Raw genomic sequence first — 24,087 nt, forward strand, 5'->3', positions numbered from 1 at the left:
GTGTGTGAGGGCCGTTCCGGGTCGCATCCGGGGCGGCCCTTCCGTGTGTCAGGCGGCGCGCTGCCGCATCGCGTCGAGGACGGCGTGCGGGTCGAACCGCCGCGAGCTGCCGACGTAGATCAGGCCGGGCCAGGTCTCGCCGCGCTGCTTCGCGTCCTGGATCTGCTTGTCGATCCAGCTCCGGGACTTACGCAGGAACTCCGAGAGCTCCCGCTGATCCATCAGCCGCTCGGGCAGCTCCGGCTTCCGCTCCCCCTTGATCTGCGATCTACGCGTAGATGTAGATTCGAGGGTCAAAAAGAGAGAGCTTTCCCCGAAGAGGTCGCCGACCTCCTTGTCGAGTGCTGAGGCGATGAGCTCGGCGGCCCGATCGCTGCACTCTTCGCGGGCCGTCTTGCCCTGCCCGGCGATGAAGCCGACGTAGGCGGCCGACAGGCCCTTGCCCGTCGGGTCTACGTCCTTCGTCTTCGCGGCGAGGCGTGGGATGTCCAGCCCGGCCGCCTTCATGGCGGCCCGCAGCGGGGCACCTTTGTCCAGTCGTCGCATGGTGAAACCTCCGGCGCATGGCCGAACCAGGGGTCCGCAGGTCCTGCTGACCTGCGGTATCTACAATCTACGTGTAGATGCATATCGAGTCAAGGGGTACACACAGGGGCGTGGCTACGCGCGAGAGGGGCGCACAGGGGCGATGTAGATGCGCCGGAGCACCGTCAAGAACGGGTCATCGATCTGCGATCTACTTGCGTATGTAGATGGAAATGCAGGATCCTCAGGACGTGACCAGCCACCAGAACGACCCCGGCGAGCCCGACCCCGCCGAGGACCAAGCCCCCCGCGGCGAGGACCTGGCGGCACTACTTGAGCGCCTCCTCAAACAGGCGCCCGACAGAACCCAGAAGGACCTGGCCACCCAGGCCGGCGTCTCCTACCCGACCCTCAACGCGTGGATGAACCGGACCCGCGGGACCTCCCGCGTCCCCCCGGACACCCTGCGCGCTCTGGTCGACGCCTTCCGTGCCTGGGGGGTGGCCATCACGCCCAAGGAGATGTTCGAGGCGGCCGGCCGACCCGTGCCCGGTCGGGCGGACAAGGAGCGCGAGGATCGACTGCTGGCCCTGTATCGGCAGCTGCCAGAGGGTAGGCAGCGTGACCTGGTCAAGTTCGCCGAGGCCATGCTCCGAGACGCCTCGGCGGCTGTCCGGATTAGTCGCGTCTCGTAGCCGTTGGTAAGGGTTGCCTTAACCCGCATGTCCTGTTTTAAGTCGCACAGTTTGTCTAAATAGGAGGTGTTCTTTCCGGACATAGTTCGCAGTGAAAACAAACCGCTGCGAATATGCCACATCATCTCCTCATCTTCTTCACACACAGGTACGATCAGTCACCCGCTGTCCTCCCGGAGCGGATCATTCCGTGCCCGCACGCACATCCATGGGGGACACCTGTGTGCATCCGTATTGCCGTGGTCGACGATCTCCCGAAGATCGCCTCCTGGGACCCGGACGAGGTCACCATCTTCGTCAACAGGGGCACCCACCCCCACGACCTGATCAGAGAACTGCACGCGATCCTTGCGGTCGACCTCGGCGCGCCAGCCATCCCCGGCGCCGGCCTCTTCTGCTTCTGCGGTACACGCGTTGAACTCCCGCGCGAGCTCACCATCACCGCTGTGCCCGTCGGCGCCTCGAATCTCTGATCAGGAGCACGCCCGATGGTGCGCAAGAAGGCCCAGACCCGGGCCACCAACAACCCACGCCCCAACCCGAGCATGAGGTGCGGCTGCCCGCCCTGCCTGAAGAAGCACCCCGGCAGCCGGCAACCCACCGACGAGCACACCGGCAGCTGGGAAGCCCGATACACCGACCCGTCCGGCAAGGAACGCAGCAAGACCAAGCCGACCTACGACGAGGCGGTGGCCTTCCTGGAGCAGACCCGCACCGAGATGCGGCAGCGCACGTGGATCGACCCGGCCCGCGGCGAGATCACCCTCGCCGCCTGGTGGAAGCTGTGGTGGCCGACCCAGACGAAAGGGGAGCTGCGCATCGAGCACTGGACCCAGCCGCAGCTGCGCGACGAGGCCATGTGGCGGATCCACATCGCTCCGACCCTCGGCAGCTTCAAGCTGTACGAGCTGGCGTGGCTGGAGATCCAAACCTGGACCAATGGCCTGCACGACGAGAACGGCGGCCCGCTCGCCGCCAGCTCGGTCGTGAAGTGCTTCCAGGTGCTCGACAGGATGTTGACGGCGGCGAAGCTGGACCGGCGCATCCCGTTCAACCCGGCCGAGGGCATCCGCATGCCGACCATCCGGAAGAAGCACCCGGAGGACCGGCGGCCGCCGACATACGCCCAGCTCTGGCTCATCCGGAACAAGCTGCCCGAGTACTTCCATGCGCTGCTCATCGTGGCCCAGGAGACCGGGCTGCGGTTCCAGGAGCTTGCCGGATTGCGGTGGTGCAACGTCGACTTCGAGGGCCGCCGCATCCACGTGCGCGAGGTCCTGGTCGAGCCGCGCGGGAAGATCAAGCGGAAGGCCTACCCGAAGAGCGACGCTGGCCTTCGCACCGTGCCGCTCACCGGGCTCGCAGCTCGGATGCTCCGGGAACTTTGGGCAGAGGAGAGTAAGGAGGGCACCCCCAGTCGCGCTGTGTCCGAGCCGAAGGACGGACTGTGCGAGGACGAGCTGGTCTTCCACGGCCGGAACAAGGTCCGGCGTGGGAGCAAGGTGAATGGTGGTGAGGGCGAGCCGTACCGTGCCCCGCTGCGGCGGTCGGCGTTCCGGCGGGTGTGGACGGATGCCATCGAGAAGGCCGGTGTCGTCCGGAAGACGGTCCGCACCGTCACCGTCCAAAAGACGGACGAGGAGACGGGGCGTACCCGGCCGGAGAAGGTGGAGCGGACGGACTGGTGGCCCGACTTCCACGACACTCGGCACGCGTTCGCCTCTCGGCTGCACGCCCGCGGGGTGCCGGAGGTGATCACGCAGGAGATCCTCGGGCACGAGCGCGCTGGCGAGGTGACGTGGATCTACACGCACGCGGCTGCGGACTATGCGGGCCAGGTCCTGGCGGCGCTGGAGGACGGGAAGCCGGGTGTCCCGCAGCAGAGGCCGCAGCGGCGATTGCAGGTGGTCACGGCGGCGTGAGCTACCCCGTGACTACCCCGGAAGTACCCCGGGAAAGGCGTACGTTGCACAGGGGCGGGACGGATATGGGCAAGGTAGAAGAGTGTAGATGCCGGGTTGGGCCGCAGGTCAGCTGACCTGCGAAGATCATCCACTTAGGCCTGAATCCTGATAAGGATGAGGCCACAGGTTCAAATCCTGTTAGCCCCACCAGCGAAAAGACCCCCGGTCCGCTTGGGCCAGGGGTCTTTTGACATCTACGGGGAACATCAGCCGCCAGGGCAGGCGTCAGGTGGCGAGCGACGTACCCGCGGATGGCACTGGCTGACCGTGGTGTCGTTCTTCGCCACGGCAATCAGCTCGGCGATCAAGGCAACCAACTGACCCCGACGTGCCTCCACAGCGCCTCCGCTTGTGACATCAACGCCTGACACAGGCCAGAAGAAGGCCCGGCAGCTTCGAGGAGCTGCCGGGCCTGTACGCGGGTCGCCGGGAGGTGCTGGGGATATCAGCGCTGTAGAGGAGTGAGATGGTCCGCTGGGTCGCCTTCGCCGTCGGCGTCCGTGTCGCCGTCGGTGCAGTCGGCGGTGGGTGATGCCGTTGTGTCCGCGAGCGGGCGGTGGCGGCAGCTGGGGGACTTGCCGTGGGCCTCGGCGCGGATGCGCTGCTTCATCGTGGGGGGCAGGGCCCTGGCGTAGGACAAGGACCAGGGGGCCGTCGCCGGCGCCGTCCGCTGCTGCGGGATGAGCGCGCTGTTGCGCTTCTGCTCGGGCTGCGGTACCGCCGCGGCGGCGGTCGTTGTGACGAATCCGAGCGACGTGCACAGCGCGAGGAAGGCGGTGACGATGGCGGTCCACAGCTTCATGACCTTGTTCCGGGCCATAACCCCTCACTTTCGGGTTGGGCGATTTGCGTACTTTCCTCATGATGTGTATGGGGGTCGAGAAGTGGTGGACCGACGCCCGTGGCGCGGCGATGTTCAGATGAACACCACTCGAATGGACGCAAGAAGGGTGAAAAGGTGAGGAAGGAGGAGAAGAGTGGTCGAAGTAACCGACCGTCGGCGTGTGATCACTCTCCGGTCGGAGCGGCAGACTCCGCTTCTATCCCGGTTCGCCGGGCGGGAGTTGAGGGCCGACTCAGGTCACCGATCGGTATCGGTCGGTGTGTATAGTCGGGCGCCAGAGGTCCCCTACGTCAACGAAAGACGAGGTCGCGCGGTGAAGAAGCTTCTCCTGGTCGCACTGGCCGCCATCGGCGGGCTCCTCGTGTACCGCCAGATCCAGGCGGATCGCGCCGAGCAGGATCTGTGGACGGAGGCGACTGACTCCGTGCCCACGGGTTCGTGAGTCACGACATCCCAAACCGAGCACACCCCGGCCGCCTCGCGGTCGGGGTTTTGTGTGTTTGCGGAGACAGCGGGACGGTGGACACGGCTGCGGGGCAGGATGGGCCACGGTTCCACGGTTTGACGGCTGCGGTGTCACGGCGTTCTGCGGTCCGGTGACGTGAGGGGTGGCGCGTGAGGGGACGGTGTCGTACGGCGTGGGGGCGTTCGGGCGCGTGGCGCGGTCGTCGTCCTTCGGTGGTCGCGCGTGTGGGCGTCGTGGCGGTGGTGCTGGGTACGACGGCTGCCGTGGCGCCCGTACCGGACGCCCTGGCCGCCGCCGGGGCGTCCGGTACGGCGGCGTCGCCGAGCCCGTACGCCTTCGCCGACGACGCCCGGAGCATCAAGGGGGCGCGGAGCACCGGTGAGGCCGTGCTGCTGACGCCCGGCACGGCCTACAAGAGCTCCCTCCCGAGCAGCGGCAAGGTCAGCTACCGCCTCCAGCTCGACGCCACGTCGAACGCGTACGTCTCCGTCACCGCCGTCCCCTCCCCCGGCAGCACCGTCTCCGTCATCGACGGGCTCAAGGTGTCCGTGCAGGACGACGACGGCACCTCATGCTCCGACGACACCGCGAATTTCGGCGCCGCCCGCAGTCCGCACCCGATCGCGGCGTGGGGCCGGCGCGAGATCTCGCCCACCAAGTCGTTGTGCCAGGAAACCGGGAACTACTACGTGTCCGTCGAGCGCGTCGACCCGAAGGGCCAGGGCTCCTCGCCCGACGCCTGGGATCTCGAACTCGTCGCCATGACGGAGCCCCGGACGGCGAAGACCGGGCCGACCAGCGCACCCGGGGTGTGGAACTCCGCCTCGCCCGAGCCGCTCCTGGGGGAGGCCGAGCGCCGCCGGGGCGGTGCGGGATTCGCCGGGGCCACCCCGCTGGACCAGGGGGTCTGGCGGGACGACATCCGGCCTGGCCAGACGCTCTTCTACGAGGTCCCGGTCGACTGGGGCCAGCAGCTCCACGTCACCGCCGACCTGGGCAGCTCGACCTCCGGCGGCACCGGTTACACGCCCGGCGCACTGGAGTTGGCCCTGTACAACCCGGCGCGGGGCCCCGTCGCCGACGTGGGCGTCGGCTACGACGGCGACCAGAAGTCCGGCAGTCTGCCTCCCCTGCCGCCGGTCGACCACGCCAACCGCCACGCCGTCATCGGCCAGGTCGGTGCGATGCGCTTCGCCGGCTCCTACTACCTCGTCGCGCACCTCGCAAAGAGCGTCACCGACAGCTTCGGGGACGGGCCGTTCCTGATGACGCTGCGGGTCCGGGTGAGCGGGGAGGCGCGGGGCGGGCCCGACTACGTGGGGGAGTCCGAGCCGAAGGGCGTCTTCGAGGTCTCCGACCAGGACCGGGAGGCGGCGGCCGAGGGCGTGGCCGGGGGTGACGACACCGCGATGCGGGTCGTCGCCGTGGGCGGGATCGGCACCGGGAGCGCGCTGCTGGTGGGGCTCGGGGTGTGGACCGTGGTGGCTCGGCGGAGGAGCGCGGGGTGAGGGAGCCGGGGGCGCCCGGGCTGGTGCCCGGGGGGCTCAGATTTGGGTCAGGGCCCAGAACCCTACGGCGTAGCAGACCAGGGCGAGGAGCAGGAGCGGGACCGCCACCTTGGCCGGGGGGCCGGGGCGGCGGGGAGGGCGCTGTGCTCGGTGGCGTGAGGTCCGCTGTCCGGGCAATGGGGCTTGCGGGGTCTGCGGGATCTGCGGGGTCTGGGCGGTGTAGGGGGCGGTGGAGGTGTTGGTGGGCTGGTGTGTTGCCGGGGGCAGCGGCTGGCCTGGATAGCCCGCGTGATGCGGGTGGCTCGGGTACGCAGGTGGGAGCGGTTGGGACGGGGACAGGGGGTACGTGGCGTCGTAGGGGGAGTAGGCGGCCTGCTGGTGCGAGGCCTGTACTTGTGCCTGTGCGTCGTGGCCTGGTGTGGGGGAGTTGGTGACGGTGGCCTGGGGCGGCGGCAGGTGGAAGCTGCCGGTGTCCGACATGGAGGGCGGCTGAGCCGGGGTGGCCGGCGGGGCGGTGCCCTGGCGGGGGCCGGGCTGGACGACCACTGCGCCCGGGTCGGACCAGGCGTCGCCGTTGCCGGAGGTGTCCTGCCGGGGCCGCTCCGCGTCCGCCGCCGGACCGGACCGCTCCTCCTCCGCCGCCGAACCTGGTCTCTCCTCGCCCGTCACCGGACCCGGCGGCTCGTCCTCCCTCGGCCGTAGCCCCCGCGCTCGCTCCAGCGGGCCCTCCGGAGCGAACTCCGGGGGGAGCGGGCCGATTTGGTCGAAGATCTCGATCAGCTCGTCGTCCGGGCCGGGCTCGGGCAGGAGCTCCACGGCGGCGGCGAGCGCCTTGCGCGCCCCCGTGGCCGTACGGAACCGGGCCTGCGGGTCCGGCTGGAGCAGCATGGCCACCACCTGCCACAGCGGCTCCGGAATGCCCTTGGGCGCACCGGGCGTTCCGTGCTCGGCGAAGTACTGGATGAGCGCCTTGCTGTCCGGCTTGGCACCCTCCATCAGATACAGCGCGACCAGGCCCACGGCGAACAGGTCGGCGGGGAAGTCCGGCTCCGCGCCCATCATCTGCTCGGGCGCGAGATAACCGGGCGTCCCCACCACGAGGTTGGTCTCCGTCAGACGGGGCTCGCCCAGCCGCATCGCGATGCCGAAGTCGGACAGCCGCAGCCGCGGCCGGCCCGTGCCCGTGGCCTCCAGCAGGATGTTGGCGGGTTTCACGTCACGGTGCACGACGTCCTCCGCGTGCACCGCGGCCAGTCCCGCCAGCAGTTGGTCGAGCAGCGTGCAGACGAAGGCCGGCGGGAGAGGGCCGTAGTCCCCGACGAGGTGGACCAGTGAGCCGCCCGCGACCAGGTCCATGGTGAAGAGGACCTTGTCGTCGTCGGCGGCCCAGCTGGTGGGGGCGAGCACATGGGGATGGTCGATCCGCAGGGCCTGTTCGCGCACGAAGCGCAGCAGCGAGTGCGCATCGCTCTGGAGCAGGACCTTGGCGGCCACATAGCGGCGGCGGCGGTGGTCCCAGGCACGCCAGACGGCGCCGACCCCTCCGCGTCCGATCGGGTCGACCAGTTCGTACCGGCCGGCGAACACCTCACCCATGGCTGTACGTCGCTCCTCCCCCTGTGGTCTCCCCCCTTGCTTCCCCCTCGACGAGCGTTACGACTCCCCGACGGGCGAAACGGCTCCCCACGACTCCCCCGATGAGCGATACACGTCCCCCTCGCGTCGACCGGTCCCCCGTACGGCACACGACCCCTCGTGCCCGCCCGTACCGTGACGCAGCCCCCGTCACCTCACCCGAACCCGGTGCCGAACCCCCTTCGGCGGCCGGGTGGTGGGATCAGTTCTGGTGGGACTGGTAGTGCGCGACCGCGTCCGAGGTGCGGCCGGCTCCGTACACCCGGAGGAACTCCGCCAGTTCCGGGTGGGTCGGGGCGAGGGTCTCCGCGGCGTCGATGATGTCGCCCGCCGCCGCGACCGAGCGCAGCAGCGACTGGATCTCCCGGACGACGCGCTTGACCGTGGGCGCCCCCGAACTGCTCGTCGTCTGTGTGGTGTTGCTGAGCACCGAACCCCCTTGTGACTTCTTGATCTCCTCCATGCGCTCGGTGGCCTCGGCCGCGCTCACGCTGCCGTCCGCGACCTGCCCCGCCAGGTCCTGGAGCAGCTGCACCCGCTGCACCACGGCGGGGTTGCCGATCTTCGCCCGCTGACCGCTCATCAGCTGCGACAGCATCGGCGCGGACAGTCCCAGAACCCCCGCGAGACGAGCTTGGTTCAGACCAAGATCGTCGATGAGCCTACGGAAGAGCGCCCCCAACGGCTCCCCGTACCAGTTCCGCTGCAGTTCCCGCGCTCTTGCGGTGGCTTCCTGCTGTGCGGCGTCCATTGCGTCTCCCCATCGCTTCCCCAAGTACGGCGGTTCGCGGTAGCGAACCACGCCGAGCATCTTACGGAGAGTGGTCGGCGACGGGGACCCCCAATCCTTTTGCGGAATCATGGGGGTGACCCGGTACTCTGGTCTCCGACGCCCGCCGGGACGTGGTTTTTCCGGGCGGATGTTCTCTTCCGGGGCCTTAGCTCAGTTGGTAGAGCGCTGTCTTTGCATGGCAGATGTCAGGGGTTCGACTCCCCTAGGCTCCACCCTCGAGTGCCCTCCGAACTGCGGAAACATGGTTCGGAGGGCATTTTTGCGTGGGCTGTGCCGCCCTGGTCGGTGAGCATCACCGGCTTCTCGCGGGTGGAGCGGGTGACGGGGTGGCCCTCGTGTGGATCTGGTGGCCAGGGCCATGGCTCGGAGAGCGAGGGGTTGTGGCCGGCCGAGGGTCGGGGGCCGGGGCCCGGGCCCGAGGGCCGCCGGCCCGTCGACTGACCGCGTGGCGGCGGCACCGGCGTGCGCGACGACGTCTTCCGGGAGCCCAGGCTGCGGCCGTGGTGCTGGGTCCGGGGCGTTCCTGGTCGGGGTGGGCCGGGCACGCAAAGGCACCTGAGAGGCCGACCATGTTTCACGTGAAACAGCACGGCGGGGCAGGAGACCCCCAAGGCTCTCGAAGCTGAGCCTCAAGTCTCCCGCCCCGCCGTGCCGTTGAGTCCGTGGCCGAGCTTTCGGATCCGGCGGCCGTCAGGAACCGTCGTCGCGCCGGGCGGCCTCGTCCTCGGCCTGCTTCGCCTCGACCTCCGGGTCCAGAACCGACTGACCGCTGCCGTCCACGGAGGTCAGGCGGCCCGACTCGGGAACCTCGGTCGCGGCGGGCGGCTCCACCAGCCAGTCCGGGTTGGCTTGCTTGTCCCACCACTTCCAGGCCGCGAAGGCACCGCCCGCGAGGGCGCCCACAACGACCAGCGTCTTCATGGCCCGGCCGGCCCTCGCCCGCCGTTCCTGCTTGCGGATCAGCTTCTGGACCTCCTTCGACGAGACCTGACCGCGCAACGCGGCCATCGCGGCCACACTCCGGGCAGCGGCCTCGGTCGTGACGGGCACGGCCGCGGCCATCGCCTGCTCGAGCCTCGGCCTGGAGTACTCCGCCGCCTGCCGGGCGGCCTGACGCGTGCGGACGGCGGCCTGGTCGACCTTCGGCGGCACATGCGTGCGGGCCTGCTCCAGATACGGCTGCACATGGGCGCCGTACTGGACGCGCGCCTGCCCGGCGGCCTGCGTCACCTTGGGCGCTAGCCGTACGCGTGCCTCGTGTGCGTAGTGCGCGGCCCTGTCCTTGGCCGTGTCGGCGTAGGGCGCCACCACTTCCGCGGCGTGCAGCACGCTGTCCTTCGCCGAACCAGTCGCGGCGCGCACGCTGTCGATGCGGGTCACGGGTTCCTCCTCCTCGGTGGCGTACGGTATTTCGACTTTCCACCCTTTTACGGATCATGCCTCCCAGTGCGCCGCCAGGCATGCGCGGGCGGGCATCCGGGTCACGGGAGCCGGCTCCGGGCCATCTTCGGTCGGAAAAGCGATCAAGAGCGGACCGAGTGCTGATCGGGAGCCGATCACATGCAATAGCGGATGAATAGGGGGTAACGGGAGCTTGTCGTCGACAATGCCACGGATCGCCGCCGCGCGCCCCCGCCCCGGGGCTACTCGACTGGTTTTTCTGCAAGCGATCGGCCCGGTTTACCCCCGGTGAACGGAGGTCGGGCGACGCGGAGCCCCGTCCATGCGAGGATCAGGGAGTCACGGAAAGACAACGGAAGGCAGATCGTGGCTGAGCAGCTCTACGCCACCCTGAAGACCAACCACGGCGATATCGAGGTCCGGCTTCTGCCGAACCACGCCCCCAAGACGGTCAAGAACTTCGTCGAGCTCGCCCAGGGCGAGCGGGAGTGGATTCACCCGGAGACGGGGCAGAAGACCACGGACAGGCTCTACGACGGCACGGTCTTCCACCGGGTGATCAGTGGCTTCATGATCCAGGGCGGTGACCCGCTGGGCAACGGCACCGGCGGCCCCGGCTACCAGTTCGAGGACGAGTTCCACCCGGACCTGCGCTTCGACAAGCCCTACCTGCTGGCGATGGCCAATGCCGGCCCGGGTACCAACGGCTCGCAGTTCTTCGTCACCGTCTCCCCGACGGCGTGGCTGAACCGCAAGCACACCATCTTCGGCGAGGTCACCGGCGCGGCCAGCCAGAAGGTCGTGGACACCATCGCCGCGACCCAGACGAACCCGCGCACCGACCGCCCGCTCAACGACGTGGTCATCGAGTCGGTCGTCATCGAGACCCGCTGAACGCGGAAGCCCCCGACAGGGAACCAATCGCCCCGCTCGTCCGTAAAGATGAGCGGGGCGGGCTTTTCTCATCACGACCTAGGGGATCTCATGGACGACCAGGCTGCGGGCAGCCCGCAGGACGCCCACAGCGTCCCCATGTGCTACCGCCACCCGGGCCGCGAGACCGGCATCCGCTGCACCCGCTGCGAGCGCCCGATCTGCCCCGAGTGCATGGTCAACGCCTCCGTCGGCTTCCAGTGCCCCGAGTGCGTCCGCGGCGGCTCCGGCACCGGGCACGCGCCCACGGCCGCCATGCCCCGCACGATCGCGGGCGGCGCCGTCACCGCCGACCCCCGCCTGCTGACCAAGATCCTCATCGGTATCAACCTGGCGGTGTTCATCGCCGTCTCCGTCCGCGAGTCGCTCCTGAACGACCTCGTCCTGCTCGGCGCCTGGCCGCCGGCGCCCTTCACGCCCACACAGGGCGTGGCGGGAGGCGAGTGGTACCGCATGGTGACCTCGATGTTCACCCACCAGGAGATCTGGCACATCGCGTTCAACATGCTCAGCCTGTGGTGGCTCGGCGGCCCGCTCGAAGCGGCTCTCGGCCGGGTCCGCTACCTCGCGCTCTACTTGGTCTCGGGCCTCGCGGGCAGCGCCCTGGCCTATCTGCTGACCTCCCCGAACACGGCGACGCTGGGCGCCTCCGGCGCGATCTTCGGCCTGTTCGGTGCCACGGCCGTGTTGATGCGCCGGCTCAACTACGACATGCGGCCGATCATCGCGCTGCTGGTGATCAACCTGATCTTCACCTTCAGCCCGGGCTTCAACATCTCCTGGCAGGCCCACATCGGCGGTCTCGTCGCCGGTGTCGTCGTCGGATACGCCATGGTCCACGCCCCGCGCGAGCGACGTGCCCTGATCCAGTACGGCACATGTGCCCTGGTCCTCGGCGTGGTCGTCCTGTTGACCCTGTTGAGGACGGCCCAGCTCAGCTGAGCGCGGGTGTTGTCCACAGCGGGTGGCGGATCTTGTGCATAGCGTGCGGGAACACATGTGCCCCCTGTCGCCGACCCACGTTTCCGCAGGTCAGGCAGGGGGCGAACAAGCTTTCGAGTTCCGGTACTTCCGTCATACCGGCGTCAACGCTCGACGAGTTATCCACAGATCGTCGTTTCTTTTCCACCTGTGGAAAACGGCTGTGGATAACTCAGCGAACAGCCCTGGGGAGAGCTGCGTTCACCGTCCGGTGGCCGCTACTTCCACTGGGTCGAGACACCGAACCCGGCGGCGATGAAGCCGAAGCCCACCACGATGTTCCAGTTGCCCAGCGAGTCGATGGGCAGCGAACCGTCGGTTACGTAGAAGACGACGATCCAGGCCAGGCCGATGAGGAACATGGCCAGCATGACGGGCGCGACCCAGGCACGGCTGTTCAGCTTGATGGCGGTCGTCTGCCTCGCAGGCGGCGGCGTGTAGTCGGCCTTCTTGCGGATACGTGACTTCGGCACGAGGGTCTCTCCTGTCGATGCGCTGCGTGGCCGCGCAGGTAACTGGGTCGGTCTCGGGGCAGCGTGAGGGGACTCTGAGTGCTCCCCCGGGCGTCCGTTAGCGTAGTGCTTCCGTGGCGCCGAAGGAGATAAGGGTACGTTGAGCAATTCTGCCGACTCCCCCGGGACGGGATCCACCCCTGAGCGCGCGCGCCGTTTCCGGCCCGTGCGGATCCTCGCGGCGGCCGTCTTCGCCCTCGCGGGACTCCTATTCTTCACCAGCTTCAACACCGCCAAGGGCACCAACATCCGCACGGACACCTCGCTGCTGAAGCTGTCCGATCTCATCCACGAGCGCAGCCGGGAGAACGGCGAGCTGGACGAGACCAACGGGGTCCTGCGCAAGGAGATAGAGGCTCTGGCCGAGCGCGACGACGGCAGCACCAAGGCGGAGGACGACAAGCTCGCCGCCCTGGAGAAGCGCGCGGGCACGCAGAAGCTCAAGGGCGAGTCGCTCACGGTCACGCTCAACGACGCCCCGCCGGATGCCACCGCCAAGCTGCCCGGCTATCCCGAGCCGCAGCCCGACTACCTGGTCATCCACCAGCAGGACCTCCAGGCCGTGGTGAACGCGCTGTGGCAGGGCGGCGCCAAGGGCATCAAGGTCATGGACCAGCGGCTGATCTCCACCAGCGCGGTGCGCTGCGTGGGCAACACCCTGATCCTGCAGGGGCGCGTCTACTCACCGCCGTACAAGATCACGGCGGTCGGCGACCCGGGCAAGCTCCAGAAGGCGCTCGCGGCGTCCCCGGCGATCCAGAACTACATGGTGTACGTCAATGTCTACGGGCTCGGCTGGAAAGTCGAGGAGAACGGGCCGGTGACTCTTCCCGGCTACTCGGGCACAGTGGATCTGCACTACGCGAAGCCTGTGGAGGAGTAGAGCCTGGCTGGGGGAGCCGCCGGTGCGTGTGATCGTCAGGACAGTCAGCGAACTGTGTATCACCGTCGGCAGCGTGATCGTGCTGTTCGTCGTCTACGTGCTGTTCTGGACCGGCGTGAAGGCCGACGACGTCATGGACGACCAGATCGAACTGCTCCGGAAGGAGTGGTCGAAGACCCGGCCGACGGCACGCTCCCCCGCGAGCCCTCCGAAACCGGCGCCCTACGCCAGGGGCAAGCCCTTCGCGATCATGTACATCCCGCGTCTTGGTTTCACGTGGAACAAGCCGGTGCTCGAGGGCACGGCGACCGGCACCCTGAAGAAGGGCCTGGGCCACTATGCGGAGACGGCCCAGCTCGGCCAGAAGGGGAACTTCGCGGTCGCCGGCCACCGCCGTACCCACGGCGACCCCTTCAAGGACTTTTCCAAGCTCCGGCGGGGTGACGCCGTGGTGCTGACCGACGGCATGACCTGGTTCACGTATCGGATCGACAAAGGCCCGCACAAAACAGTGCCCTCCGACATCGAGGTGATCGACCCTGTTCCACGTACATCCGGGTACACGCGCTCGGGCCGTTATCTGACGCTGACCACGTGCGAACCGGAATGGGGACACAGTCATCGGCTGATCGTCTGGGCGCACCTGGACTCCACCCAGCCTGTGGACGCCGGGAAACCTGAGGCGTTGCGCGGTTAGTCTGGTGGCTGTACGGCGTGGGTCTGGTGCCGTGGTACGACGGAAGGGACGGCATGTACGGCTGGATCTGGCGGCATCTGCCGGGGAGCATGTGGGTGAAGGCGCTGATCTCACTCGCCCTGGTCGTGGCCGTGGTCTACGTCCTCTTCCAGTACGTCTTCCCGTGGGCGGAACCGCTGCTGCCCTTCAACGATGTGACGGTGGACAGCCAGTGAGCGCGCGCATTCTCGTCGTCGACAACTACGACAGCTTCGTCTTCAACCTGGTCCAGTACCTGTACCAGCTGGGCGCCGAGTGCGAGGTCCTGCGCAACGACGAGGTGTCGACGGCGCACGCCCAGGACGGCTTCGACGGTGTTCTGCTCTCCCCGGGCCCGGGCACGCCGGAGGAGGCGGGCGTCTGCGTCGACATGGTCCGGCACTGCGCCGCCACGGGCGTCCCGGTCTTCGGCGTGTGCCTCGGCATGCAGTCGATGCAGGTGGCATACGGCGGGGTCGTGGACCGCGCGCCCGAGCTGCTGCACGGCAAGACCTCGCTGGTCGAGCACACGAGCCGGGGGGTCTTCGCCGGCCTGCCCTCGCCCTTCACGGCGACGCGCTACCACTCGCTGGCCGCCGAGCCCGCGACGGTCCCGGCCGAGCTGGAGGTCACGGCCCGGACGCACGACGGCATCGTCATGGGCCTGCGGCACCGCGAACTTCCCGTCGAGGGCGTGCAGTTCCACCCGGAGTCGGTGCTGACCGAGCACGGGCACCGGATGCTGGCCAACTGGCTGGTGGAGTGCGGCGACCAGGGTGCGGTGGCGAGGTCGGCCGGGCTCGCCCCGGTGGTGGGCAGGGCCACGGCGTGACGGCGCTGCGCCCCGAGCGCGAGTCCGACACCTCGTACGGGCAGCAGTCGTACGGGGTGCCGGGTGCGTTCGAGGACTGGTCGGGTGGAGGGGCGTACGGTGCTTCTCCGGGGCCGGAACCGCAGCCGCAGTCACTGTCACAGCCGTACATGTCGGAGCCGGAACCGCAGCCACAGCCGTATGCGCCGGAGTCGTACCCGGCGTCGTACGAGCCCGTCCCGGACGAGCCGTACCGGCCTGTCGTCGACGAGGAGACGGTGGCGCTGCGGATACCGGATCCGCCGCCCGCGGCCGGTGACCCCATATCCGGTTCTACGGGCTCTTCCGCCACCCGGCACGACGGACCCGCCCACGGCGGCCGCGCGGCCCGCAGAAAGGCCTCCAAACGCCGTCACGGGCGCCATAGCGGCGCTTCGGAGACCCGCTCGGCCCAGGACTCGGCCCGGGAGGAGCGGCGGGCGCCGCTGTCGAGGGTCGAGGCGCGACGGCAGGCGCGGGCGCGCAAGCCGGGCCCGGCGGTGGTGGCCAGCCGGGCGATAGGCGAGGTGTTCATCACGACCGGCGTGCTGATGCTGCTGTTCGTGACCTACCAGCTGTGGTGGACGAACGTCCAGGCGCAGGCACAGGCCGGCAAGGAGGCCAGCAGCCTCCAGGACGACTGGGCGAACGGCAAACGCAACCCGGGGGCCTTCGAGCCGGGGCAGGGCTTCGCCATCCTGCACATCCCGAAGCTGGACGTGGTCGTGCCGATCGCCGAGGGCATCGGCAGCAAGGGTGTTCTCGACCGGGGCATGGTCGGTCACTACGCCGAGGGTGCGCTGAAGACCGCGATGCCCAGTGACAAGACCGGGAACTTCGGGCTCGCGGGCCACCGCAACACCCACGGAGAACCGTTCCGGTACATCAACAAGCTCACTCCGGGCGATCCGATCGTCGTGGAGACGCAGGACGAGTACTACGTCTACAAGATGGCGTCGATCCTGCCGGTCACCTCGCCCAGCAACACGAGCGTCCTGAACCCGATCCCGCCGGGGTCGGGATTCACCGAGCCCGGCCGTTACATCACGCTGACCACGTGCACGCCGGAGTTCACCAGCAAGTACCGGATGATCGTATGGGGCAAGATGGTCGAGGAACGGCCGCGCAGCAAGGGCAAGCCGGATGCGCTCGTCAGTTAAGGGCAGATGACCAGTGGCAGCGACCACCGACACGGAGCACGAAGAGCACACCGGCGCGGCTGCGTCTCGGCCGTCCGCGGCCCGGCGCCGTCCCGGCCCGTTCGCCATGGCGGTGAGCGTCTTCGGGGAACTCCTCATCACCGCCGGCCTTGTCCTGGGCCTGTTCGTCGCCTACTCGCTCTGGTGGACGAACGTGGTCGCCGACCGCGCGGCCGGACAGCAGGCGGACAAGGTCCGTGACCACTGGGCTCACGGCCGGGGTGGGCCCGGTGCGCTGGACACCAAGAACGGCATCGGGTTCCTGCACGTGCCGGCGATGAGGAACGGCGAGGTCCTGGTCGAGAAGGGCACGTCGAACAAGATCCTCAACGACGGTGTCGCCGGGTACTACACCGATCCGATCAAGTCGGCCCTGCCGATGTCGGGCAAGACCGGCAACTTCTCCCTCGCCGCCCACCGCGACGGTCACGGCGCCAAGTTCCACAACATCGACAAGATAAAGAAGGGCGACCCGATCGTCTTCGAGACGAAGGACAAGTGGTACGTCTACAAGGCCTACGCCGTCCTTCCCGAGACCTCGAAGTACAACGTCAAGGTCCTCTCGGCGGTCCCCGAGGAGTCCGGCAAGAAGAAGCCCGGGCACTACATCACGCTGACGACCTGCACGCCGGTGTACACGAGCACGTACCGCTACATCGTGTGGGGCGAGCTGGAGCGGGTCGAGAAGGTGAACGCGGACCGGACACCGCCGGAGGAACTGCGCTCCTAGGCCCTGTCGTCAAATTCCCGCCTGCCCCGCGACGCCATGCACGCACTCTCGCCGCACCGGGCACAGACCCACGTACAACCAGTACGAGGGCCTGCGCCCGGCACGGCGAGAGCACGCACCTGACGCCGCGGGGCCCGCACTTCGGGCGGACGACGGGAATTTGACGACAGGGCCTAGCGGCGGACGGTGACGGTTGGCCGTCGGACCCCAGCGCTGAAGCAGCGCCCCGAGCACCAGGCGGATGCCGGGCTCGGGGCCGAAGTGCGCCCGGGGCAGGACCACCTGGTGGAACATCATGCCGTCGAGGTAGTCGAACAGGACGCGGCAGTGCTCTTGGGGCTCGGGTGAGCCCAGGGTGGCCGGCCACTGGGCCGCCCAGCTGATCAGGGAGTCCTGTGCGCGGCTCAGTGGTGCGCGGACGGCGGGGCGGGCGAGGCCTTCGAGGATCAGGGCGTAGCGGTGCGAGGGCGGGCCGGGCCGAGGGCGTGGCGGATCATGCGCGCGCCGCCCGCCTGATGAACCGCGCGTGCACACCCGACGCCCGCTCGCCCCGGTGCGGAACACCGCGATGCGCCTGTTCCTCACGGTCGGCAGGCCGCCGGCCTGACACACGGCAGGGCCCCGGCGCCCTGTCGAGGCTGCCGGGGCCCTGCCGTTACTCGGGTGCGACCCGACGGGTCAGTCCTCTTCTCGGCCGGTGATGCCGCCGAAGATGCCGCCGTTTCCGCCGCCGCCGTTGTTGTTGCCGCCGTTGTTCCCGAAGCCGACGGTCTGGAGGGTGATCGTCGTGCCCGCCGGGTCGTCGACCTCGGTGTTGCCCTGCGGGTCCTGGCCGGAGACGATGGCGCTGTCGCTCTGGTCGCTGCCGCCCGCGAACTGGATGTTCGTGAAGCCGGCCGCCGCAAGGATCTGCTTGGCCTGGCCGACGTTCTGGCCTACGACGTTCGGCACCGGAGTCTTCTTCTGCTCTTCCTTCTTGCCGATCTGGATGTTGACCGACGAGTTCCTGTCGACGGAGGTGCCGGCCTGCGGGGTGGTCGCGATGACCTTGCCGACCTGGTTGTCGTCGCCGGTCGGCACTTCGGTGCAGTTGCCGACCAGGTTGCTGGCCTGCATCTGCTGCTTGGCCTGGTCACAGCTCTGGCCGAGGACGTCCGGGACGGTCGACTTCGCCGCCTCCTTGGCGACGGTGAGGGTGATCGTGGAGCCCTTCTCCTGGTCCGTGTCGCCCTCGGGGTCCTGCTTGATGACCACACCGGGGGTGCGGTCGGACTCCTCCGTCTTCTGCTCGACCTTGAAACCCTTGTCCTCAAGCTCGGCCTGGGCCTTCTCGTACGTCAGGCCTGTCACGTCCGGGACCGTCACCTTCGGCGCCCCGGTCGACACCACCAGCGAGATGGTGTCGCCCTTCTTGACGTTCGTTCCGGCTGTCGGATCCTGCGAGCAGATGTTGCCCTTGGCCTGGTCCTCGCAGGGCTTCTTGGTGAAGGACAGTTCCAGGTCGGCGTTGGTGGCGAGTTTCCGGGCATTCTGCTCGGTCTCACCGACGAAGTTGGGCGCGGCGAGCGTGTCGTCGCCCACGCCTCCGTTGCCACTGAACGCCCACCGCCCGATCAGGATCGCTCCGACCAGCACCAGGATGCCCGCCACCACCAGCAGGATCGTCGAGGTGTTGGACTTGCGCTGCTGCTGGCGGCGCCGGTCGGGGCGGTCGTCGTAGCCGCCGTCGTCCGGGCTCATGGGGGGCAGCATCGACGTGGCGCCCGCGCCGGAGTCCGCGCGCAGGGCCGTCGTCGGCTGGTCGTCGGGGTAGCCGCCGTAGCCCACCGAGCCCATCGCGGCCGTGGCCGCGACCGGCTGGCCGTCGAGGCAGGCCTCGATGTCGGCGCGCATCTCGTCGGCCGACTGGTAGCGGTAGTCCGGGTCCTTGACCAGCGCCTTCAGTACGATCGCGTCCATCTCGGGCGTGATCTCGGGGTCGAAGACCGAGGGGGCCTGCGCCTCTTCGCGCACGTGCTGGTACGCGACGGCGACCGGGGAGTCGCCGACGAAGGGGGGCCTCACCGTCAGGAGCTCGTAGAGCAGGCAGCCGGTGGAGTAGAGGTCCGACCTCGCGTCGACCTGCTCGCCCTTGGCCTGCTCCGGTGAGAGGTACTGGGCGGTGCCGATGACCGCTGCCGTCTGCGTCATGGTCATGCCGGAGTCGCCCATGGCGCGGGCGATGCCGAAGTCCATCACCTTGACCTGGCCGTTGCGCGTCAGCATGACGTTCGCGGGCTTGATGTCGCGGTGGACGATGCCGTTGCGGTGGGCGTACTCCAGGCCCTGGAGAATGCCGATGGTCATCTCCATGGACCGCTCCGGCAGCAGCTTGCGGCCGGAGTGGAGCAGTTCGCGGAGCGTCGAGCCGTCCACGTACTCCATGACGATGTACGGGATCGAGACCCCGTCGATGTAGTCCTCGCCCGTGTCGTAGACCGCGACGATCGCGGGATGGTTGAGCGAGGCGGCCGACTGGGCCTCCCGGCGGAACCGGGCCTGGAAGGAAGGGTCACGCGCGAGATCCGCGCGCAGCGTCTTCACCGCCACGGTGCGGCCGAGGCGGGTGTCATGCGCGAGGTAGACCTCCGCCATGCCACCACGCCCGAGCACCTGGCCCAGTTCGTACCGGCCGCCGAGGCGACGCGGCTCTTCCATAGCTACCTACCAGCCCTCTCCGTCGGTCCCGACCGGAAGTTTGTACGGTCGGAGGCTGCCGTCCGGGCCTACCGTACCCGGCTCGCTTTGTGTGACCTGGCCAAGCCCGTCAGCCGATACAGGACCGGTATCGCAACGTGCACCGTTGTGAAGCAGACGTGAGCGGGGTCACTGCTTGCTCTTGATGACCGCCTCCATCACGTTCCTCGCGATCGGCGCCGCGAGGCCGCCGCCGGAGATGTCGTCACGGACGGCGTTGTCGTCCTCGATCACGACCGCCACGGCGACCGGCGAGCTGCCGTCGTCACCCTTGGCGTACGAGATGAACCACGCGTAGGGGTTCTCGCTGTTGTCGACACCGTGCTGGGCGGTACCGGTCTTGCCGCCCACCTTGACGCCCGGGATCTTGGCGTTGGAGCCCGTGCCCTTCTCGACGACCGTCTCCATCATCGACTGGAGCTTCTGGGCGTTCTCCGAGGACAGCGGCTGGCTGAGCTCCTCGGGGTCGGTCTTCTCGAGGGTGTCGACGCTGCGGGCCTGGAGCTCGTCGACCATGTACGGCTTCATCAGCTTGCCGTCGTTGGCGACGGCCGAGGCGACCATGGCCATCTGCAGCGGGGTCGCGGCGGTGTTGAACTGGCCGATGGAGGACAGCGCGGTCTGCGAGGCGTTCATGTCGTCGGAGAACACCGAGGCGTTGGAGCGGACCGGCGTGAACTGCTCCTCGGTGAAGCCGAACTTCTTGGCCATGTCCAGCATCTTGTCGTTGCCGAGGTCGGCGCCGATCTTGCCGAAGACGGTGTTGCAGGAGTACTGCAGGGCGACCCGGAGCGTGGCGTTCTTACAGGGGATGTTGCCCTCGTTCTTCAGCGGAGTCGTGGTGCCCGGCATGATCCACGGCAGCGGTGTCTCCGTCTTCTGGTTCGGGTCCGTGTACAGACCGTCCTCCAGGGCGGCGGCCGCGGTGAGCACCTTGAAGGTGGAGCCGGGCGGGTAGGTCTCGCGCAGCGCCCGGTTGAGCATCGGGTCGTCCGGGTTGTTCTTCTTCTGGAGCTTCTGCCAGGCCTCGGTGTCCGTCGTCGTGGAGTTCCCGGCGAAGGACGACGGGTCGTACGACGGGTAGGAGGCCAGGGCCAGGATCTTGCCGGTGGACGGCTCCAGGGCGACGACGGCGCCCTTGCCGCCCTGCTTCTTCAGACCGTTGTACGCGGCCTTCTGCGCGTCGGCGTTCAGCGTCGTGACGACGTTGCCGCCTTCCTGCTTCTTGCCGGTGAGCATGTCGAGGGTGTTGCGGAAGAAGAGCCGGTCGTCGTTGCCGGTGAGGATGCCGTCCTCGATGGACTCCAGCTGGGTGGCGCCGAAGGCCTGCGATGCGTAGCCGGTGACCGGCGCCCACATCGGGCCGTCCTTGTAGGTCCGCTTGAACTTGAAGTCGCTGCCGGACGTCTCGGTCGAGCCGGTGATCGGCTGTCCGCCGACGATGATGTCGCCGCGCGGGGAGGCGTAGCGCTGGATGATGACGCGGCGGTTGTTCTTGTCGGTCCTGAGCTCGTCGGCCTGGACGTACTGGAGCCAGTTGTCGCGGATGAGCAGTGCCAGGACGAGCAGACCGCAGAAGATCGCGATCCGGCGCAGGGGCTTGTTCATGACGGGCGGACCACCTGGGTCATCTCGGCGTCGGGGTTGGCGGCGGGAGCGGGAGCCGGCCTGCGGGCGGTGTCGCTGATCCTGAGCAGGATGCCGATCAGCGCCCAGTTGGCGATGACGGAGGAACCGCCGTACGCCAGGAACGGCATCGTCATACCGGTCAGCGGGATGAGCCCCATCACGCCGCCGGCCACGACGAACACCTGGAGTGCGAAGGCGCCGGACAGGCCGATGGCGAGCAGCTTGCCGAACGGGTCGCGGGCGGCGAGGGCGGTGCGCACGCCGCGCTCCACGATCAACGCGTACAGCAGCAGGATCGCCATGATGCCGGCCAGGCCCAACTCCTCGCCGAAGGTCGCGAGGATGAAGTCGGAGTTGGCGGCGAACCGGATCAGGTCGGAGTGGCCCTGGCCCCACCCGGTGCCGAGGGTGCCGCCGGAGCCGAAGGCCCACAGCGCCTGCATGGCCTGCTCGGAGTGGCCGACCTGGTTCGCGCGGGAGAGCATGTACTCGCGCATCGGGTCGAGCCAGGCGTTGACGCGCTGCTGGATGTGCGGCTCGAAGCTGGCCACGCCGACCGCGCCGACCGCGGACATCAGCAGACCGAAGACGATCCAGCTGGTCCGCTCGGTGGCGACGTACAACATGATCACGAACATGCCGAAGAACAGCAGCGACGTACCGAGGTCGGTCTCGAAGACCAAGATGAGGATCGAGATCGCCCAGACGACGACGATCGGGCCGAGGTCGCGGCCGCGCGGCAGGTACAGGCCCATGAAGCGGCGGCTGGCGAGCGCGAGCGCGTCCCGCTTGACCATCAGATAGCCCGCGAAGAACACCGCGAGCACGATCTTCGCGAACTCACCGGGCTGGATGGAGAAGCTGCCGACCTGGATCCAGATCCTCGCGCCGAAGACGTCCCGGCCGAGGCCCGGAACCAGCGGCAGGAGCAGCAGGATCAGCGCGCCGACCATCGAGATGTAGGTGTAGCGCTGCAGGACGCGGTGATCCTTGAGGAAGACCAACACGGCGACGAACAAGGCGATGCCCAGGGCCGTGTAGATCAGCTGCCGGGGCGCGGCCGTGCCTGCCTGCTTGATCTGCTGCAGCAGCTCGGACTGGTCGAGCCGCCAGATGGCTACGAGCCCCAGCCCGTTCAGCAGCGTCGCCAGCGGCAGCATCAGCGGGTCCGCGTACGGCGCGAACTTCCGTACGACGAGATGGCCGACGCCCGCGAGCAGGCCGAGCCCGAGCCCGTAGCTCAACAGGCCCGGCGGCACCGAGTCGTTGATGGCCAGCCCGACGTTGGCATAGGCGAACACCGGAATGACCACGGCGAACGCCAGCAGCGCCAGCTCGGTGTTGCGCCGGCTCGGCGCACCGATCGCGCCGATCGTGGACGTGTGGTGCGTCGGCGAGTGCGATGTGTTCGTACCGCTCATCGTGTAACAGGGCCTCTCACGGCTTGCCTACTGCTTACCGCACAGCGAGACGACCTTCTGCTCTTCCTCCGAGAGGCTGGGGCCGGGGCTGGGAGTAGGTGCGGTCGTGGACGGGTTCGGGGACTTCTCAGGCGCCGACGGCGAGCCCGACGGGTTCGACGGGTTCGGTGTCGGTGTGGCCTTGGACGTGAAGGAGGCAGGAGTGGTTCCCGTGGTGCCCCCGGCCTCGCCTTCTCCGGTCTTGGAGTTGTTCTGGCTCTCGGCTTGACGCCGCTGCGCCTCCTTCTTGCACGCGGAGGCCTGCACCGACAGTTCCTGGATCTTCGCCTGGGCGTTCTCCAGACCGCCCTCGGCGATGGTCGCCTTGACCAGCTTCTGCTGGTAGGGCGGCAGGTACTTGAGCTCGATCTCGGGGTGGTCCCTCTCGACCTCCGAGAGCGACACCCACGCCAGGTCCTGGCTGATGCCCCGGTACAGCGCGATGTGCTCGCCCTCGGCGCCGACGTAGTACTGCGTCTGCGTCCAGCGCCAGCCGCCGTACAGGCCGCCGCCGATGACGGCCAGCGCGAGGACGCCGTAGAGGGATCTCTTCAGCCAGCGGCCCTTCCTGCGCGGCTTGTCGAAGTCGTCGTCGCCGTAGCCCAGGCCGGCCGCCGGGATGTAGCCGGTGGTGTCGCCGGAGCCGGGCGGGCCGAACTCGCCGCCGCCGCCCTGTCCGTGCCCTTGGCGGCCGAGGCCGGAGGCGCGGCCGGCGGGGGTCTGCATGAAGGCGTTGTCCTGCAGCTGGTGCTGGTTCTCGGCGACGGCGCCGACCACGACCGGGGTGTCGGACAGCTGCCCCGCGAGGGTGTCGCCGGTGTCGAGGTCGAGGACGTCGGCGACGATGACGGTGATGTTGTCCGGGCCGCCGCCGCGCAGTGCCAGCTCGATGAGGTTCTGGACGGTCTCCTGAGGGCCCTGGTAGCTGGCGAGGGTGTCCTCCAGGGTCTGGTGGGACACCACGCCGGACAGGCCGTCGGAGCAGATCAGGTAGCGATCGCCGGCGCGGACCTCGCGGATGGACAGGTCCGGCTCGACGTGGTCGCCGCTGCCGAGGGCGCGCATGAGCAGCGAGCGCTGCGGGTGGGTCGTGGCCTCTTCCTCGGTGATGCGGCCCTCGTCGACCAGGCGCTGCACCCAGGTGTGGTCCTGCGTGATCTGCGTCAGTACGCCGTCGCGCAGGAGGTAGGCGCGGGAGTCGCCGACGTGGACCAGGCCGAGGCGCTGGCCGGTCCAGAGCAGGGCGGTGAGGGTGGTCCCCATGCCCTCCAGCTGGGGGTCCTCCTCGACCATGGCGCGCAGCTGGTCGTTGGCGCGCTGTACGGCCGTGCCGAGCGAGGTGAGGAGGTCGGAGCCGGGGACGTCGTCGTCGAGCGCGACGATCGTGGAGATGGCCTCGGAGGAGGCGACCTCGCCCGCCGCGGCGCCGCCCATGCCGTCGGCGATGGCGAGCAGGCGCGGGCCGGCGTATCCGGAGTCCTCGTTGCCCTCCCGGATCATGCCCTTGTGCGATCCGGCCGCGAAGCGCAGTGACAGACTCATGCGCACCTCGCCTGTCGGCTCCGGGTACAGCCGGTCGTGTCGAGCCACACTGCCCACCCTCCGGTCGGGAGCGCGCCGGGGCCCGG

24 protein-coding genes and 1 tRNA gene are annotated in these 24,087 nt (G+C 68.7%); 14 read left to right on the forward strand and 11 right to left on the reverse strand.

The genetic code is table 11. The features are described 5' to 3' along the window. Positions 1-48: 48 nt before the first annotated feature. The gene (locus ACIBNA_RS09515) at positions 49-546 is read right to left on the reverse strand and encodes a hypothetical protein (protein WP_399164644.1); all 498 of its coding nucleotides are present in this window, start codon (positions 544-546) and stop codon (positions 49-51) included. Between the two features lie 230 nt (positions 547-776). Here ACIBNA_RS09515 and ACIBNA_RS09520 point away from each other — a divergent pair, with 230 nt between their 5' ends. The 3 genes from ACIBNA_RS09520 (at position 777) to ACIBNA_RS09530 (ending at position 3,142) form a co-directional block, all read left to right on the forward strand. Continuing rightward, entirely contained in the window at positions 777-1,220 is a 444-nt protein-coding gene (locus ACIBNA_RS09520; RefSeq protein WP_399164645.1) for a helix-turn-helix domain-containing protein, read from the forward strand. A 221-nt stretch (positions 1,221-1,441) separates the two neighbouring features. Continuing rightward, positions 1,442-1,693 carry a hypothetical protein gene (locus ACIBNA_RS09525; protein WP_399164646.1) on the forward strand — a complete coding sequence of 84 codons (252 nt, stop codon included), beginning with the start codon at positions 1,442-1,444 and terminating at the stop codon, positions 1,691-1,693. Between the two features lie 15 nt (positions 1,694-1,708). Further along, the gene (locus tag ACIBNA_RS09530) at positions 1,709-3,142 is read left to right on the forward strand and encodes a tyrosine-type recombinase/integrase (RefSeq protein ID WP_399164647.1); all 1,434 of its coding nucleotides are present in this window, start codon (positions 1,709-1,711) and stop codon (positions 3,140-3,142) included. A 487-nt stretch (positions 3,143-3,629) separates the two neighbouring features. On the opposite strand, the gene ACIBNA_RS09535 is transcribed toward ACIBNA_RS09530, so the two are convergent. Continuing rightward, positions 3,630-4,004, reverse strand: a complete 375-nt coding sequence (locus ACIBNA_RS09535; protein WP_399164648.1) for a DUF6344 domain-containing protein — start codon at positions 4,002-4,004, stop codon at positions 3,630-3,632. A 337-nt stretch (positions 4,005-4,341) separates the two neighbouring features. Here ACIBNA_RS09535 and ACIBNA_RS09540 point away from each other — a divergent pair, with 337 nt between their 5' ends. Beyond that, complete coding sequence (locus ACIBNA_RS09540; protein WP_003999697.1) at positions 4,342-4,470, forward strand: DLW-39 family protein; 129 nt, start codon at positions 4,342-4,344, stop codon at positions 4,468-4,470. A 236-nt stretch (positions 4,471-4,706) separates the two neighbouring features. Beyond that, entirely contained in the window at positions 4,707-6,002 is a 1,296-nt protein-coding gene (locus ACIBNA_RS09545; RefSeq protein WP_399164649.1) for a hypothetical protein, read from the forward strand. Between the two features lie 36 nt (positions 6,003-6,038). Here the strand turns inward: ACIBNA_RS09545 and ACIBNA_RS09550 are convergent, their stop codons facing one another. Further along, positions 6,039-7,598 (reverse strand): protein kinase, encoded by a 1,560-nt coding sequence (locus ACIBNA_RS09550; RefSeq protein ID WP_399164650.1) that lies wholly within the window; start codon positions 7,596-7,598, stop codon positions 6,039-6,041. Positions 7,599-7,839: 241 nt separating this feature from the next. After that, positions 7,840-8,388 carry a DNA-binding protein gene (locus ACIBNA_RS09555; RefSeq protein ID WP_243380052.1) on the reverse strand — a complete coding sequence of 183 codons (549 nt, stop codon included), beginning with the start codon at positions 8,386-8,388 and terminating at the stop codon, positions 7,840-7,842. Positions 8,389-8,569: 181 nt separating this feature from the next. On the opposite strand from ACIBNA_RS09555, the gene ACIBNA_RS09560 reads away from it, so the two are divergent. After that, positions 8,570-8,642 (forward strand) — tRNA-Ala (locus tag ACIBNA_RS09560). A gap of 478 nt (positions 8,643-9,120) precedes the next feature. On the opposite strand, the gene ACIBNA_RS09565 is transcribed toward ACIBNA_RS09560, so the two are convergent. Then, a complete protein-coding gene (locus ACIBNA_RS09565; protein WP_399164651.1) occupies positions 9,121-9,810 on the reverse strand; it encodes a DUF5324 family protein in 690 nt (229 codons plus the stop codon). 387 nt (positions 9,811-10,197) lie between these two features. On the opposite strand from ACIBNA_RS09565, the gene ACIBNA_RS09570 reads away from it, so the two are divergent. Together ACIBNA_RS09570 and ACIBNA_RS09575 are read left to right on the forward strand one after the other, a co-directional pair. Then, positions 10,198-10,725 carry a peptidylprolyl isomerase gene (locus tag ACIBNA_RS09570; RefSeq protein WP_399164652.1) on the forward strand — a complete coding sequence of 176 codons (528 nt, stop codon included), beginning with the start codon at positions 10,198-10,200 and terminating at the stop codon, positions 10,723-10,725. Positions 10,726-10,815: 90 nt separating this feature from the next. Beyond that, on the forward strand, positions 10,816-11,706 hold the full coding sequence (locus ACIBNA_RS09575; protein WP_399164653.1) for a rhomboid family intramembrane serine protease: 891 nt from the start codon (positions 10,816-10,818) through the stop codon (positions 11,704-11,706). Positions 11,707-11,963: 257 nt separating this feature from the next. Here ACIBNA_RS09575 and crgA read toward each other — a convergent pair whose 3' ends face one another. Beyond that, a complete protein-coding gene (crgA, locus tag ACIBNA_RS09580) occupies positions 11,964-12,218 on the reverse strand; it encodes a cell division protein CrgA (protein WP_399164654.1) in 255 nt (84 codons plus the stop codon). 139 nt (positions 12,219-12,357) lie between these two features. On the opposite strand from crgA, the gene ACIBNA_RS09585 reads away from it, so the two are divergent. From ACIBNA_RS09585 to ACIBNA_RS09610, 6 genes are read left to right on the forward strand one after another with little or no spacing between them, the layout of a single operon-like run. Then, a complete protein-coding gene (locus ACIBNA_RS09585; RefSeq protein WP_399164655.1) occupies positions 12,358-13,140 on the forward strand; it encodes a DUF881 domain-containing protein in 783 nt (260 codons plus the stop codon). Positions 13,141-13,162: 22 nt separating this feature from the next. Beyond that, on the forward strand, positions 13,163-13,837 hold the full coding sequence (locus ACIBNA_RS09590) for a class E sortase (RefSeq protein ID WP_399164656.1): 675 nt from the start codon (positions 13,163-13,165) through the stop codon (positions 13,835-13,837). 17 nt (positions 13,838-13,854) lie between these two features. Beyond that, positions 13,855-14,052, forward strand: a complete 198-nt coding sequence (locus ACIBNA_RS09595) for a hypothetical protein (RefSeq protein WP_399164724.1) — start codon at positions 13,855-13,857, stop codon at positions 14,050-14,052. Further along, complete coding sequence (locus tag ACIBNA_RS09600; protein WP_010032593.1) at positions 14,049-14,687, forward strand: aminodeoxychorismate/anthranilate synthase component II; 639 nt, start codon at positions 14,049-14,051, stop codon at positions 14,685-14,687. The genes ACIBNA_RS09595 and ACIBNA_RS09600 overlap by 4 nt, the downstream gene beginning before the upstream one ends. Beyond that, on the forward strand, positions 14,684-15,865 hold the full coding sequence (locus tag ACIBNA_RS09605) for a class E sortase (RefSeq protein WP_399164657.1): 1,182 nt from the start codon (positions 14,684-14,686) through the stop codon (positions 15,863-15,865). Before ACIBNA_RS09600 ends, ACIBNA_RS09605 begins: the two co-directional genes overlap by 4 nt. A gap of 13 nt (positions 15,866-15,878) precedes the next feature. Continuing rightward, a complete protein-coding gene (locus ACIBNA_RS09610) occupies positions 15,879-16,634 on the forward strand; it encodes a class E sortase (RefSeq protein WP_399164658.1) in 756 nt (251 codons plus the stop codon). Positions 16,635-16,643: 9 nt separating this feature from the next. Here ACIBNA_RS09610 and ACIBNA_RS09615 read toward each other — a convergent pair whose 3' ends face one another. The 5 genes from ACIBNA_RS09615 to ACIBNA_RS09635 form a co-directional block, all read right to left on the reverse strand. Beyond that, on the reverse strand, positions 16,644-17,246 hold the full coding sequence (locus ACIBNA_RS09615) for a hypothetical protein (protein WP_399164659.1): 603 nt from the start codon (positions 17,244-17,246) through the stop codon (positions 16,644-16,646). Between the two features lie 66 nt (positions 17,247-17,312). After that, on the reverse strand, positions 17,313-19,331 hold the full coding sequence (gene pknB / locus ACIBNA_RS09620; protein ID WP_399164660.1) for a Stk1 family PASTA domain-containing Ser/Thr kinase: 2,019 nt from the start codon (positions 19,329-19,331) through the stop codon (positions 17,313-17,315). 168 nt (positions 19,332-19,499) lie between these two features. Further along, positions 19,500-20,978, reverse strand: a complete 1,479-nt coding sequence (locus tag ACIBNA_RS09625; protein ID WP_399164661.1) for a peptidoglycan D,D-transpeptidase FtsI family protein — start codon at positions 20,976-20,978, stop codon at positions 19,500-19,502. Continuing rightward, positions 20,975-22,420, reverse strand: a complete 1,446-nt coding sequence (locus ACIBNA_RS09630) for an FtsW/RodA/SpoVE family cell cycle protein (protein ID WP_399164662.1) — start codon at positions 22,418-22,420, stop codon at positions 20,975-20,977. Before ACIBNA_RS09630 ends, ACIBNA_RS09625 begins: the two co-directional genes overlap by 4 nt. 27 nt (positions 22,421-22,447) lie before the next feature. Further along, positions 22,448-24,001: a Stp1/IreP family PP2C-type Ser/Thr phosphatase gene (locus ACIBNA_RS09635; RefSeq protein WP_399164663.1), complete on the reverse strand. Its 1,554-nt coding sequence runs from the start codon at positions 23,999-24,001 to the stop codon at positions 22,448-22,450. Positions 24,002-24,087 lie beyond the last annotated feature (86 nt).

It is taken from the genome of Streptomyces sp. NPDC050164, assembly GCF_044459945.1.
GTDB lineage: Bacteria > Actinomycetota > Actinomycetes > Streptomycetales > Streptomycetaceae > Streptomyces > Streptomyces coeruleorubidus_A.